The sequence below is a fragment of the Halobellus rufus genome, from assembly GCF_000739575.1.
In the GTDB taxonomy this organism is placed as follows: Archaea; Halobacteriota; Halobacteria; order Halobacteriales; family Haloferacaceae; genus Haloquadratum; species Haloquadratum rufum.
This window is the reverse complement of sequence record NZ_BBJO01000012.1, coordinates 1-12,938: the sequence shown is the minus strand read 5'-3', so window position 1 is coordinate 12,938 and position 12,938 is coordinate 1. Positions and strand designations below refer to the sequence as shown.

The 12,938-nt window shown below is 55.4% G+C and carries 13 protein-coding genes and 2 pseudogenes; 10 read left to right on the top strand and 5 right to left on the bottom strand.

Features of this window, described 5'->3' with window-relative positions; all coding sequences use genetic code 11:
• Positions 1 to 220 precede the first annotated feature (220 nt).
• From ACP99_RS19050 to ACP99_RS06135, 4 genes are all read right to left on the bottom strand, one after another.
• Positions 221 to 421, bottom strand: coding sequence for a hypothetical protein (locus ACP99_RS19050; protein ID WP_081927193.1), 201 nt, complete (start codon positions 419 to 421; stop codon positions 221 to 223).
• A 293-nt stretch (positions 422 to 714) separates the two neighbouring features.
• Positions 715 to 4,275, bottom strand: a complete 3,561-nt coding sequence (locus ACP99_RS06145; protein WP_231554228.1) for an ATP-binding protein — start codon at positions 4,273 to 4,275, stop codon at positions 715 to 717.
• A 247-nt stretch (positions 4,276 to 4,522) separates the two neighbouring features.
• Positions 4,523 to 4,936, bottom strand: coding sequence for a putative toxin-antitoxin system toxin component, PIN family (locus ACP99_RS06140; protein WP_049985754.1), 414 nt, complete (start codon positions 4,934 to 4,936; stop codon positions 4,523 to 4,525).
• Positions 4,933 to 5,196: an AbrB/MazE/SpoVT family DNA-binding domain-containing protein gene (locus ACP99_RS06135; protein ID WP_049985753.1), complete on the bottom strand. Its 264-nt coding sequence runs from the start codon at positions 5,194 to 5,196 to the stop codon at positions 4,933 to 4,935. The genes ACP99_RS06140 and ACP99_RS06135 overlap by 4 nt, the downstream gene beginning before the upstream one ends.
• A 438-nt stretch (positions 5,197 to 5,634) precedes the next feature.
• Here ACP99_RS06135 and ACP99_RS06130 point away from each other — a divergent pair, with 438 nt between their 5' ends.
• From ACP99_RS06130 to ACP99_RS06115, 4 genes are all read left to right on the top strand, one after another.
• Positions 5,635 to 6,480 carry a DNA-binding protein gene (locus tag ACP99_RS06130; RefSeq protein WP_049985752.1) on the top strand — a complete coding sequence of 282 codons (846 nt, stop codon included), beginning with the start codon at positions 5,635 to 5,637 and terminating at the stop codon, positions 6,478 to 6,480.
• 213 nt (positions 6,481 to 6,693) lie between these two features.
• A complete protein-coding gene (locus ACP99_RS06125) occupies positions 6,694 to 6,984 on the top strand; it encodes a toxin-antitoxin system TumE family protein (protein ID WP_049985751.1) in 291 nt (96 codons plus the stop codon).
• A gap of 26 nt (positions 6,985 to 7,010) precedes the next feature.
• The gene (locus tag ACP99_RS06120) at positions 7,011 to 7,415 is read left to right on the top strand and encodes an HVO_A0114 family putative DNA-binding protein (RefSeq protein ID WP_049985750.1); all 405 of its coding nucleotides are present in this window, start codon (positions 7,011 to 7,013) and stop codon (positions 7,413 to 7,415) included.
• A gap of 130 nt (positions 7,416 to 7,545) precedes the next feature.
• The gene (locus ACP99_RS06115) at positions 7,546 to 7,821 is read left to right on the top strand and encodes a hypothetical protein (protein WP_049985749.1); all 276 of its coding nucleotides are present in this window, start codon (positions 7,546 to 7,548) and stop codon (positions 7,819 to 7,821) included.
• Positions 7,822 to 7,860: 39 nt separating this feature from the next.
• Here the strand turns inward: ACP99_RS06115 and ACP99_RS06110 are convergent, their stop codons facing one another.
• Positions 7,861 to 9,117 carry an RNA-guided endonuclease InsQ/TnpB family protein gene (locus ACP99_RS06110; RefSeq protein WP_049985748.1) on the bottom strand — a complete coding sequence of 419 codons (1,257 nt, stop codon included), beginning with the start codon at positions 9,115 to 9,117 and terminating at the stop codon, positions 7,861 to 7,863.
• Between the two features lie 212 nt (positions 9,118 to 9,329).
• On the opposite strand from ACP99_RS06110, the gene ACP99_RS06105 reads away from it, so the two are divergent.
• The 6 genes and pseudogenes from ACP99_RS06105 to ACP99_RS20800 all read left to right on the top strand — a co-directional run.
• The gene (locus tag ACP99_RS06105) at positions 9,330 to 9,638 is read left to right on the top strand and encodes an AbrB/MazE/SpoVT family DNA-binding domain-containing protein (protein WP_049985747.1); all 309 of its coding nucleotides are present in this window, start codon (positions 9,330 to 9,332) and stop codon (positions 9,636 to 9,638) included.
• On the top strand, positions 9,635 to 10,084 hold the full coding sequence (locus tag ACP99_RS06100; protein ID WP_049985746.1) for a type II toxin-antitoxin system VapC family toxin: 450 nt from the start codon (positions 9,635 to 9,637) through the stop codon (positions 10,082 to 10,084). The genes ACP99_RS06105 and ACP99_RS06100 overlap by 4 nt, the downstream gene beginning before the upstream one ends.
• A gap of 19 nt (positions 10,085 to 10,103) precedes the next feature.
• Positions 10,104 to 10,280, top strand: a pseudogene (locus tag ACP99_RS20805) (RNA-guided endonuclease InsQ/TnpB family protein); the annotation flags it as partial.
• A 278-nt stretch (positions 10,281 to 10,558) separates the two neighbouring features.
• A complete protein-coding gene (locus ACP99_RS19040) occupies positions 10,559 to 11,317 on the top strand; it encodes a S49 family peptidase (RefSeq protein WP_231554226.1) in 759 nt (252 codons plus the stop codon).
• Between the two features lie 132 nt (positions 11,318 to 11,449).
• On the top strand, positions 11,450 to 12,433 hold the full coding sequence (locus ACP99_RS06095; protein ID WP_049985745.1) for a Gldg family protein: 984 nt from the start codon (positions 11,450 to 11,452) through the stop codon (positions 12,431 to 12,433).
• Positions 12,434 to 12,752: 319 nt separating this feature from the next.
• Positions 12,753 to 12,938: pseudogene (locus tag ACP99_RS20800) on the top strand (RNA-guided endonuclease TnpB family protein); the annotation flags it as partial.

Genomic DNA, 12,938 nt, shown 5'->3' with positions numbered 1-12,938 from the left:
TTCACCATCCAACCGCGTTCTCACCGCTTCTTGCGGAGGATACAGCCGATTATGAAAAAACGACACCACTCACATCACAAGAACCTTGCTTCAACGTAGGGGGAACCGAGTGAACCGGCTGGTTAGCTGAATAGCGGCGCTATCTCCTCACTACGCGCTCGTTTAGGAAGAACATAGCGCCGATATTCACCAAAAAGCAGGCACCCAACAGTCAGTCAGTTTATACGTCGAATCCGTTCCGCCTGAGTGCCTCCGCTAACTCCCCGTCAGGGTCAGCCGCAAACTCAACCAACGACGACTCTGGTCTTGTTGTGGTGTATAGTTCAGAATCAATGTTATCGGGGATCTCGTTTGCGTGTGTTTCATCGACAACTGCTACGGATATTTTTCGCCTCGCCTCCGTGTCTTTTGACTCGCTCATTACGTGCTGATATGGATGAGCCCTGTTTGTCGCTTGGGATTCGAGTGTGCAATTTGCTATCACACAAGAGCGTATGAGAGATGAACGTTGACAACCAACTATTGTACAGATAGTGAGGAGGAACATCGACGGGAACAGTGCAGAGAATACCACGGAAGCCCCGTGCGCTCGGTTACAATCGCTTAACTAAACCACGACCCAAACAATACACGCGACAGGGCCGCAACCGAGTCAGAATATGCCCTTCTGAGAGCCAACAGAGCCAGTTCCTTTGCTTTCTAACAGACTCCAGATCAAGACTCCTCATCAGCCTCGTCCATCTGATCACGTAGCCATTCAGCAGGATAGATCGCCGTCAGACCAGGAGTATCGATACGGAACTGCTGTGGGGGCGTCGTTTTTGCGTAGGTCTTCTTGACCCGCTGTGTGCCCTCCAACGGATCGTTCAGCGCTTGGAGAACCGCGTGCCCATCAGCCTGTTTCATAACCACCCAAATCGCCTCCTCGACATCGCAGGCAGCCATCTTATCGAAATCATCGACGACCGCACGTCGCACATCGTTATTGATCCGCTCGGCTTCGAGCGCAACGACGATGTTCTCATTCGCATCCAACCCAGCAATATCGAGGCGGTGTTGATCATCCAATTCATAATACGGAACTACCTCGACGACAGCTGAATCGGGATCTTCGACGTATTCAGCTTCCAAATACTGTCGACCGACTTCGACTGCGAGTACGTGTTCGCTTGACTCTTCCAGATCGCCAACGCCGTGCCCATAATCGACGCCCTGGCGATACGATTCACCAATCACGCTCCGACCATCGGGTGTGACCGTGTACAATCGATGTGGGTGATCTGTCTCGTGTCGAAGGACATCCGCATCGACGAGGTCCTGAATCGCCTCAGAATTGAGGCCAATGTACTCTTGAATTCGAATCATCGAATCGCGGAGCAAGTCGTATTCCAAGGGATCATACCGCAATTGCTGGCCATTATAGACCGCTTGAACGAACATCAACTGGTGATCAGACCACTCAGAGACTGCGCGTTCATCGGGCGTGAGCTTCAGATTCAAATCGCAGATCGGAACGTCATCACGCTCGATACCGTCCAGTGACGCACAACAAGAGATAGCCCGCTTCATCCCCGTAATGTCGGGATCATAGCGGTTGTGACATCGCGTACATCGCAATGCGTGACTGGATTTCGAGTACTGAACAGTCGGCGGCATCCGCTTCGTATGTGGAAGTGCCGAATCCACCCGAAGACTGGGAGCGTCCTCTTGCACATCATCTTCAGTCTCTGTGGTCGTACTCGGGAGTTGCAGCGGAAGCCCAGTCGTCTCTGCGGTGTGTGTCCGAACAGCTTCGATTTCTTCGTCGATTCGTCTTATTTTCTCTGTCGAAAGCGGCTGTGGACCCGCAGGATCTCCCGGAGGTGGTGCCATCGATCCAATGAGGAACGGGCGTGGTTCTGGCGCATCGAATCCGGCAGGAAGGCTTACGAGCCATTGCCCTCGTCGAAGCGCGCGCAGTCGGTTTCCGACTTGCTGGGGCGTCATTTCCTCAGTAGCCAGACGCTGTGCGAGTCGACGATCGATCGGCACGTTTCCCGTAACGAACGTCGAAATATTGTTGAGCACTTCATCATACACGTCGTCAGTCACGCCGCGCAACTGCGCGGGAAACTGCATTGCGAGCGTGATCGAACACCCAAACCCACGCGATTGTGCGAGCAACTGTTTGAGCAGATCCGACACAGCGATACTGGCGGCCTCTTCGATATAGACGTTGACCAGTGGATACTCACCGTCCTCGCGTTGGGCACGACGTCTGAGTGCGGTCCACAGATTCGAGAGAATGACCAGTGTGAGAACGCGTTGGGCTTCTGTGCGAAGTTCGCCCGTGTCGAAGATGATGACGACGTCCTCGTTCAGATACTCAGCTAAATCGAATTGTGGATCGTTGGCCTCTGGAACGTGATTGAACACCCGCGCGAGTCGTTTATCGACGGGAATCTTCTCGATCCGGTTTGCAACCCCCTGCATAATCTCATCGAACGATCGCGCTCGATTCGCGACGATTCCTGACAGCATACGTTCGAGATCCCCATCAGAGACTGCCGGTGCACTCTGGCGTTCGTGCATTTGCCGGACGGCGTTGTGGAGATCGCGATGAGAAAACGCATCATAGCCACTCACGGGATCGAACATCGCCTTGACGAGATAGCGAATAATATCGGGTGAGCGGACCGCCTGGTCGAATCTCTCACGACCCATAATCTGGGTGAGGATCTCGAGGTAGTGATCGACCGTATCTTCGACAGCGGTCGTTCGGGGAACGCCTGCAGCCAACTCGTCGCGAATATCGAAAAAGGAGAACGCTGGAAGAATCTCTGCACAATCGAAGTAGCGGACGTTCTCGAGTGTGCCGTAGGTAGCATAATGCGCGCGGAGATAATCGATCGCCATTCCGTCTCCCTTTGGATCGATAAGAATGTCTGCTCCCGCTGTCGCGCGATGATTTGCGAGAATCGCATTGATCAGACTCGTCGTTTTTCCAGAACCCGTTTTCCCGAACCACCCGATATGCAACGGTTGGAGTGCAGGTGGCAAGACGAGTGGCTCTGGAGCTGGTGAGCCGTCTTGTGTGAGTGGATTACCCAGCACTAATCCTTCGCCACGATAGTTCGAAAGTTGTTCGAATGGCGGTCGAGGCACGGTGGTCTGCTCGCCGGGTGTCGGTGCTACCGCTCGACCTCCGGCTGCGGTGAGTGTCTCGCCACCAAAGATACAGAAATTCGGGAGTTCCGTCACGTCGACAACGATTCCTCGACTCTGGTTCGTTGTTCCCGGAAGTCGAGTCTGTAGACCGTCGTATGTCGGTTCGTGAAACGTTTGGGTATGGATTTTTGACTCTATGTTCTGTGCTTTTTGTCTGGTTGTGAGCTCGCCCCCTATCTCATAGAACGTGTGACTGACGTCGGCAAATGCAGATTGCAGTTCGCGCACTGGCTGTGTTGGGTCTGTCTCGTCGTCGCCGACGGCGACCACCCGTGCATTGACCGTGAACGAACGTCGGGTATCTCTCGCTTCGATCTCTTCAAGCCGGGTTTCATCTGTCAGAGAGAGTGATGTGTCCTCATCTGGTGGGCCGAAAATCACGTTGGTGAGTTGCCCGCTGATCGTTTCGTGATTCGCTTCGATCGCAACGCGATGGGCTTCGGCTTGCTTCGACCAGTCTGGCATCGGGCGGATGAGCGCTTGATACACCATTGGATTCACAGACGACGCCATCGTTTCGAGAACCGTCGCGAGCGGAACGCGACTGTGCTCGTCTTCAAGAAAGTCAGTGAAGGGTGTGAGTTGGGTTTGCCAGTCGCCGCGGTGTGCGGCCCTCCCGACAAATTCGACGGCGGCGATTGCCTCGGCTGTGTCAGGAAGCGTTTGCTGGAGGTGATTCTCCGTGTGCAGTTGTGATTCGATCTCGTAGGAATCGGGAAAGAGCCCTCGGAGTATCCGTTCGAGCGCGTTCAGTTGCCCAGCGTCATCAATACTGAATGCGTAACGAATCGAGCTGTGTTCTCCGCCCTCAGAGATCAGCAGGCACTCGATCGTTGGCGTCGCCTCAGGTGTCTTTCTGAAATGGTCGAGGAGAGACTGCGTTGTCGTGTTCTTGAATTGGTGGAGTCGGCGCAGGTGTGTGCTTACCGTCTCTGCGTTGAGGTGGGCTTCTGAAGGCCGAATATGGAGGTACGTTCGCGTCTCGTCGAGGGGAACGGGGAGATCTGTTGGGGGTTCGGTTGGTGGTGAGTCGGTCGAGTGGTCGTCGGGTGGCGTCGGCTGTGACATATCCGTGCGAAAGTGGTCCGGGTGGTTGCTGTAGGGAATCTAGCGTAGATAATAAAATACGCTCATCTGCGTTCAAACGTGTTTCTGGGCCGTTATGAACACGATTACTCCGGAAGAAGTGGTCTTGGTTATCTCGTTGGAGTCGTGCGAATTAGTTAAGTTGAGGCCGCTAAGCCCCCTTCCTTAGCGAGGGCCGAGCGAAGAGAAGGTACGAGATCGAGGAGATACAGCGTTTATGAGAGGAGATCTACTCTGTGTTGAGTCGATCATAGAACGTTCTCGGCTCGACTATATCGATCCCACGGAATAATTCGAGATCGAGCAGATGTCCATCTCCTGAGACAAGATATTCGACGCTACCAGCAATGGCCGCCTCGAGGAATTTGTCGTCATCAGGATCTGCCTCGACCGCGGTGATGTCCTCCTCTGGATCTACGAATTCCGCAAAATACCGAATCGTTTCGACCTCCTGTTGTACCTCATCTTCATCCATATGAAACCGTTCTGGATATTTGAGTAATGTTTCGCGGAATTCCGTGAGAGTCTCTGTAGAGACGACGATCTGGTACTCGTGATTGAATCCCTTGATGAGGAGTTCGTGTGGGACACCGGTCGCTATGACGCCCGAGATGAGTACGTTCGTATCCAGAACCGCTCTCATTCGTCACTGCCTCGCGCCTCGTGGACCAATCGGGTCACTTCATCGAGAGACATTTCAGCTGTTTCCGTCCGAGCCTCAACACGCTGTTGGAACTCTTCGATCGATGGGAGCTCGATCTTTTTCAAGACGAGACCATACTCCGTCGGGACGACCATAAGCTTCGTCCCCTGCTCAAGCCCAAATTGATCCCTGAGTTTGCTGGGAATCGTGATCTGTCCTTTCGAGGTTACTGTAGTTACTTCGGGTTCGTCGGAAGTCATATTATACGTAAGAATTCCTTACGCTACTGCTTGAATCTATCGACCAATACGGAAGCAGATTTTAGCTGGATATAGGCGCTAACCCCCGTTGTCGACGCCCCTGCTTTGCTCTGCTCCTCAAGTCGTTCTCACAGGTACGGCACGCCCCGCTCGCCTCCGACAGTCGGTATTTCGCTCGCCCTGTAGGGACGCCAGCGGGTTAGTCGGGTGCCGAGCAGGCTCGACACCAGACTAACTCCGCTGGCCGCTCACACCGACTGTTCGGCGCGCGTTGCTGGAGGATGCCTGCTTCACAACAGTTTTTCACGCGCCGCTCGCGCCCGGGGCGCGAGCGAAGGCGCAAGCGGCGCGTGTAGATACGTCTGTGAGGTTGTGTAGAAAACCACGAGTGGAGTCGTGGTTGCCGGGCGTCGTGAAACGCCTTTGGGATGAGTCCCAATGTCAAGTACGAACGTTCTCGGAGAAGAAGTTTCGGATGTTGAACAGGCGGATGAATGGGTCGAAGCGGAGGATGAGATAGAGCTGCGACCCTCGGTTGAACAGGAGATCCACGCGAAGGTGGACCTCAACCATCCAGACACGGGGTTCGAGGGGCTAACGTTGGCAGAAGAAGAACGATTAGAGGCGAGAGAGTGGGAGGTTGAGCGAACGAAGGTTCGGTTCGATCGACGACAGACCTCAGACAGAGAGGCTCGGACGCGGACAATTGTGAAAAAAGTGAGTACAGAACGACGACGAAAATTCGGAAAGCGAGCAGCGTGCGTTGATCGATGGGCCGATCCAGACGACCCAGATCCCCGAGAGCAGGTAAGTCGAGACGAGTTAGGCGAAATCAATCGAGAAGCCGCGCGGTTAGCAGCGAAACTCCCACGGTGGTCGAGAGCAGCGATCAGTCGGCGAATAGCCGAACGGGTATTAGAGGGAACATCGATGATGGGCGCGGTTGTCGGAGTGTTTGAGGAATTCCAAGAAGCCCCCGGACAGATTCTCCCGATCTCGATCATTGGTGAGGTGGGACGGCGAGAGGTAAGCGTCGACGGAACAGTGACGCAACTGTGGGAGCCAAGCCATCCAAAGATCGCCCAAGTCGGCCTACTCGAGGATGAAAGCGGGCGTGTGAAATTCACGGTGTGGAAGCGATCGAATGCCCCCATTGTTCGAGAAGGAGAACGGGTACAATTCCACGATGTCGCAACGAGTTGGTACCAGGGGCGGGTTTCGATAGCTGTTACGGGCTGGAGCCGGCTGTCATTCCCAGAACGCGAGCGCTGGTGGGCGGAGTAGTCTCGCTCACTCTTTTTTGCAGAAGCCACTTCCTCCCCAACCGTCGTCTTCGCTTCGCTCAGACGCCCCTCGCGCGTTCTCAGCGCGATGCGCTGATTCATCGCGCGCCGTGCTATCGCTGTAGCTCAAGACTTGCCGAAATCCGGTAACACGCCCTAATGATGTTATACACCACATCGTTTATTATGTTGTGGTGTATAACAACGGTAGTAGATGGCACCTGACGACGTACGTGTGTTGGAAGACACGGAACGGCGCTTTGAGGATGGCACCGTTCTCCGTGTTCGCGTGCTGGATGTTCCGGTATCGGAAAAGTATCCGGACGGTGTCAAGTACCGCCTCCACTACGGTACCGACGACGGAGAAACGTTGGTTCGGTACGACAACTCCCACGGGATCCACGAACGCCACACACCCGACGGGCTTGATGAAGACTACGCGTTCCCCGGCTATGGAACCGTACAAAAGCGCTTCTGGAACGAGGTTGAACAGTTGCGCAACTAACGAACCACCAAAGGACAATCACAACTATGACGCAGAATACACTCATCGTGACCGTTGAATCGATTGGCGCTGTCCAGCAGCGGACTTCCGAGGCCTTCGATCAGGCGCTTGCTGAGGGTATCCCAGCAGAAGACGCCGCACGCCGACTGAGCTTCGAGACCACCGACCAACTTGCGCAGGTTTTCACGCCACGAGCGATTGACCTGCTCCAAGCAATCGCGCAGGGAGAGCCCGCAAGTATCCGCGAGGCTGCCCGGTTGGTCGATCGAGACATCAAGCAAGTTTCGGAGAATTTGGAACGACTCGAAGAGTACGGTGTCGTGGAGTTCGTCAAGGACGGGCGGGCGAAGCGTCCTGTCGTCCCCTACGACGAGATTGACATTCAGCTTCCGCTTCGAGAGACCGGAGGAACGGGTGCGGCCCCAGCCTGAGCAATGTAGTTCGTGCTGGCTGGTCAGATACATCCGCTACTCGTCACCGAGACTTCACATTGTACAGTAAGTGGGATAAGATTGTATTCTATGGCACAAATTCTATATTCTTACCATACAAAGACCTTGTATGTCAGTTGAAACGGATTCAAACGGTCGTCTCTACCTCTCCTCAGAGCTGCGGAAAAAGTACGGCGAGCGGTTCCACGTCGTCGAATACCAAGACCGCTTAGAACTCATTCCGATCGATGAGAATCCACTTGCTGCCGTTCGCGACGAGATTGGTGATTCCCTCGACGGGGAATCCGTTGCGGAACTACGCGAAGACGCGCTCGAAAACGCGAAACGGGAAGCCAAATCGGATCTCGGCCCCGAGAATCGAGGCTCTGAGGACACGGCCGAATGACCGCATTCGTCGAGAGTCAACTACCCCACCCTACTTCGCTCACCCTGAGGGGTTCGCTCGTGGAGGGTGGGGCTTGTCCATGAACTCGGCCTCGAACCCGTCCGGGTAGGCGGTGTATCCGCCGTTCGGCGTCACAGTTCCAGACTTTAGGGCAAGCTGACTGTTGCCCGTCCGCCGAGACGACTGTTGGCCTCGACGGACATACCGCATACCGATGTTCTTCGCCGCATTGTAGTCTGCGTTCGCTTCTGACTCACACTTTACGCACCGGAACTCGTTGCGAGTCGCGCGATTCTCCTCAGCTGTGAATCCACACTCAGCACACCGTTTCGACGTGTACGCCGACCCGACTTGCTTCACCGAGATACCTTCCGCTTCGGCCTTGTACTCCACTTGCTCGTACAGCGTTCGGAACGCCCACCTGTGACCCCACGACGCTCCCGTGCGGTCGCGGATGTCGGTCAAGTCCTCGAAGGCTATCACGTCGCACTCATACCGAAGTGCTTCGTCTACGATAGCGTTCGACGCTCGGTGAAGTACGTCGCGGACGTAGCGAAGTTCCCGGCCACTCGACTGTTCAAGCGTCCGGTGGGCGCTTCGCGTTCCGGTCTGTTGGAGTCCGGCTCGTACCTTCTCGAACTCACGGAGATCGTGGGTTAACTCCCGACCGCTGAAGAAGTAGGCGGTGCTTGTGACGGCGAGGTTTTCGATGCCGAGGTCAACCCCGAGGACCGTTCCGTCCTCGGCGGTGTTCCGTTCGGTGTCGTTCTTGGGTCGGCGGAAGCCGATGTGTAGGAGATAGTCGCCGTCACGGGCGGTGAGCGTGCTTTCCGTGATGCTCCACTCGTCGGAGCCGAGGTACTGCCGTTGGTAGCCATCATCGGCGTCGGGGAGGGAGAGGTCACACCGGACGCGACTCTCTGTGGTGGAGAGAGACACCGTATCATCATCGAATAGCGTCATGGTCCGGGTATCGTATTTCACCGTGGGTGCGGTGAAGGTGGGTTTACTCACCTTCTTGCCCTTCGCCTTCTGTTCGATACAGCCGGTGATGGCTTGTGCGGCTTGGTGAGTGGAGAGAATCGCGTGCTGACTCCCGAGGTCGGTGTGTTCGCGTACGTCGTCGTAGGCGAGGGGTTGTACGTCGCTCTTGGTGTTGCACTTGCCCCACGCCATGTCCGTGGCGAGTTGGCACCCACGCTTCCACTCGGAGATGGTGTCTTCGAGGAGGTCACGTTGCTCGTCTGTCACTTCAAGACGAGTGATTGCCGTCCGACGTACGTAGTCGTCTGCCACGTATTCAATGTAGTCAATAGGCTACTTATGAGTTGGTGTTTACGACCAATACGAACGCGCTCCTCCCCTCCCTACTCGCACCCTCCGGTCGCTCCTTGAGGAGGGGGACTCCGCGCTACCGCTTCAGTTGACTAGGGTTGTGCCACGGTGAATCAGACGAATCTCACCAGCGACACACTTAGTAATACTCGAGCAGTAAAATCAAACTAGATATGTCGAGTAGTACTCAAGCAAAACAAGTAATACAGGTGTCGCAGAAAGGACAAGCAACGATTCCGAAGCCGCTGCGCGAGAAATTCGGCATCGACACGCCAGGAGAGGTGTTCGTGTACGAGGAGGAGGGACGCATCGTCATCGAGCCGGTCCCGTCGGTCGAAGAACTACACGGGATCCACGCCGGCGATCACGAGCCGGGAGCGATGCTGGACAAAGTGCGCGAGTTCAAAGACGAGGAGAAGCGCCGTGAAAAAGAGCGCGCTGAACGACTTCGTCCGTCTTCAGATGAGGACACCGAGGAATGAGTTCGGGGTACGTCTTCGACACCGAGGCCATTATCGCGTTCCTGTATAACGAACCGGGCCACGACACTGTCGCCGACTTGCTATCCGACGTTTTTGCAGGCGACACACCCGGGCGCATCGCCGAGACGAACGCCAGCGAAGTCTTCTACCTCGTCGCGCGCTTCGAGGGGACTGAAGAGGGAAAGCCGACGAAGGAATCGCTTCGCGAAGCTGATCGCGATCTCCGGGCGCTAGAACGACGCGGGCTCCAGTTTGATCGGGCAGATTGGCGGCTCGCAGGCGAAATCAAGGCTGACGGTCACATTTCCCTCGCAGACGCTCACGCCGTGACGCTGGCACACGAACAGAACTCGACGCTAGTCGTGGGTGCCGACGACGACTTCGATGAGCTCCCCGTCACTGTGGATCTGCTACAGTTCCGAAACGACAGTGTGCCAATGAGATGAACGGCCTGTTAACCAACGATGGGAAGTGAACGCGGACTACAACGGCGCGAAGAACATTGGCGTGCGATACGCCCGGAAGCGAACACACAGACTCCGTTCCTCGCCCAAGTCGGGGAGCGGAGACGCACTAGTAGACGTGCGTGTGAATGGTGGGACGTTGAACAGCAAGAGTCACCAGCCTATTGCTGGCGACTAATTGCCGGGAGTCCACATCAAAGCCCCATCACCAGAAATCGAAGATTTCTGGTTAGCAGTCAGAAGCTCCGCTTCTGACGATACCCTCAAGGACCGAGGCGCGTATGCGCCGAGGGAGTAGGGTGGGGTAGTTTACTATGAGTTATCCCTTAATCCCAAAATCGTCCCCCCAAACGCGAGACACAATTGAACATATGGGAAGCCATACATATGGCTAAAATTCGAATTTTCGTTATAAGAACCAATTTATGGAAACGGCAGACATCGTAGAGATGCAGTATGCAAAGAGATTCATCCGTGGCGTCAGCGAAGGCAATATTCGTCATCGCCATCGCCGCGGCCGTCCTAGTGAGTGCAGTGCTCGCCCCCGTTGTCTATGATTATTCGACATCTGCGCAGTCTGAAGGGACCGTGTCGGTTATTTCTGTATCCGGCACGCTCTCTGCCTCGACTGTAGATGGTATCTCTGAGGACCTCCGAGATGCACGGACAAACGAGTCCATCAAAGCAGTTGTCCTCAAGGTCGATAGCGGTGGGGGCCTCGTCGCTCCAAGTGAGCGATTGTACCTCGAAGTATTGCGAACATCAGAACAAATGCCGGTTGTTGCCTCAGTACAAGGTGTTGGCGCCTCCGGCGCATACTATGGGATGCTTCCCGCCGATAAGATCTACGCGCTCTCCTCGACAGAGATCGGTAGTGTCGGCGTGATCAGTTCGGGAGCAAGTGTTCCAGTTCCGGATTCAGTCATTCGAACTGGGCCTGATAAGGCACAGCCAACAGCGGAGGAGCGTCGACAAACTGTTGAGTCACTCAAACGGCAGTTTGTCGGCCGCGTAATGGATCATCGTGGTGAGAACATCTCACTCTCCCGCGAGGAAGTCGCATACGCAAAAACCTACCTCGCCCGGAGGCCGTCAAGAATGGATATGCAGATGAGATCGGTGCCCTCCCAACGGCGATTGATCACGCAGCTGAGATGGCAGGTATGGAAAACTACGATGTTTCGAGACAGAGCCCCCCTCTGTCGGGTGGGCTAATCCTTCTCTCCGCACAGACAGACAATGGTACGATGATTTACAAACGTAGTGCGAACACGAATGGACTCGTCCCTGTCACGCGGCCAGTGATGGTCGATGAAGTTGCTCCCTACAATCCGGAGGTGAGTGGTAATGCAAGCGCGTGATTTCCTTGCACCGGCGGTAACCTTCGTTGTGGTCACTGCGTTTATTGTTGGTGGAGCAGCAGTATTCCCCTTCCTTGTGGGTGGGGATTCACCAGAGGTGTCTAACCTGGCGAAACAGCAAACTGATCTCGATTCTGTCCGTGTTGCTGATACAGAGCAAAGCGGAGAAATCACGATGGACAGCAACACTGCTGGGAAAACGATTCTTATCGATCAAGCCCACGCAAACCAACTCTCCGAGAAGAAGCGCAACACACTCGTGAATACTCTCGTTGAAAACGGACATACCGTCCGGATCGTGACTCCGGATGAGGCTCGTGGCTCCGCGTGGAACGAGTCACTTCGAAGTGCAGATGCCCTCTTGGTCGCGAATCCAACGCAGCCATATACAGCTGATCAACTCGCGGGTGTCCGCGACTTCAATGACGCCGGCGGGCGCGTCCTGGTACTCTCAGATCCCGCATCGTCATCTGGATCGATCCTCAGTATCCTTGGCTTGTCAGCCCAACAGCCCTCGAGCGGCAGTCCCGGGATCACGTCGACGTTAGGCGTCTCTGCGTCCTCGGGCTATCTGTTCAATATGCACGAGTATCAGGCCAACTTCAAGAGCGTCTATGCGACGCCTGAAGGTGGCTCACTCTCGGATGGTGTCGATCGTGTCGTCCTCCGTGATGCAGTCGCGGTTTCAACCGGAAACGGACAAGAGGCGCTGACGACGATCGATCAGACGAAAGCTTCGACGACGCGCCGCACAGATACGTATGCTGTTGCTGTGCAGTCTGATGACGTTGCAATGGTTGGGGATACGGACTTCCTTGCACCTTCTAACGCATATGTCGCCGACAATGAAGCGTTCATCGGGAACGTAGCAGACTTCCTCGTCAGCGGACAGAAGGTTGGAAACGCGCCAGCACCCCCGACAGGGTCCCAGAGTGGGACGCAGGCGACACCACCGACGCTGCCTCGGTGAAGCACAGTCAGCAACTACTTCTCATCCACCTTTTATTACGCGGTGCAGGGCGCTAAAACCTCGCCGTGAACGGTGCGAATACAGCACTCGTCATCGTTTACTTTGACTTGAGATCTGGGTGTCGTAGGAGAGTTGTCACGGCGTTGATTTCACGATTTCACAGCCGAATCAGCATTTTCGAGGTGGAGCCCCCGACCTCAAGGAGCGAACTGAGTGAGCGAGTAGGTCGGGGAGGAAACCGATATGGTACGACACAACCGCCACACTGCGACCGATCGACTTCCGAGTCTATAAGTACCGTCGGGTACTCTCTGAAACTATGGGCGTGCGTCGAACTGCCGTCGTGAAACTCGCTGTTTCCGACGAGCAACGCGACGCACTCCACCGAACCGCTGAACAATACCTGTACTGCGCGAACCGAACTGCCGACTACTGTTGGTCTGACACCTCCTCCACCCAGTGTGAGACCAACAAGCGAGGGGTTCGTGACGCGCTCTACTCCGAA

Coding starts and splice junctions, on each gene's coding strand:
- ACP99_RS06115 (WP_049985749.1), top strand. CDS start 7,546: ATGTCAGTTGAAACGGATTCAAACGGTCGTCTCTACCTCTCCTCAGAG.
- ACP99_RS19040 (WP_231554226.1), top strand. CDS start 10,559: ATGCAAAGAGATTCATCCGTGGCGTCAGCGAAGGCAATATTCGTCATC.
- ACP99_RS06120 (WP_049985750.1), top strand. CDS start 7,011: ATGACGCAGAATACACTCATCGTGACCGTTGAATCGATTGGCGCTGTC.
- ACP99_RS06095 (WP_049985745.1), top strand. CDS start 11,450: ATGCAAGCGCGTGATTTCCTTGCACCGGCGGTAACCTTCGTTGTGGTC.
- ACP99_RS06130 (WP_049985752.1), top strand. CDS start 5,635: ATGTCAAGTACGAACGTTCTCGGAGAAGAAGTTTCGGATGTTGAACAG.
- ACP99_RS06135 (WP_049985753.1), bottom strand. CDS start 5,196: ATGACTTCCGACGAACCCGAAGTAACTACAGTAACCTCGAAAGGACAG.
- ACP99_RS19050 (WP_081927193.1), bottom strand. CDS start 421: ATGAGCGAGTCAAAAGACACGGAGGCGAGGCGAAAAATATCCGTAGCA.
- ACP99_RS06145 (WP_231554228.1), bottom strand. CDS start 4,275: ATGTCACAGCCGACGCCACCCGACGACCACTCGACCGACTCACCACCA.
- ACP99_RS06105 (WP_049985747.1), top strand. CDS start 9,330: ATGTCGAGTAGTACTCAAGCAAAACAAGTAATACAGGTGTCGCAGAAA.
- ACP99_RS06140 (WP_049985754.1), bottom strand. CDS start 4,936: ATGAGAGCGGTTCTGGATACGAACGTACTCATCTCGGGCGTCATAGCG.
- ACP99_RS06100 (WP_049985746.1), top strand. CDS start 9,635: ATGAGTTCGGGGTACGTCTTCGACACCGAGGCCATTATCGCGTTCCTG.
- ACP99_RS06125 (WP_049985751.1), top strand. CDS start 6,694: ATGGCACCTGACGACGTACGTGTGTTGGAAGACACGGAACGGCGCTTT.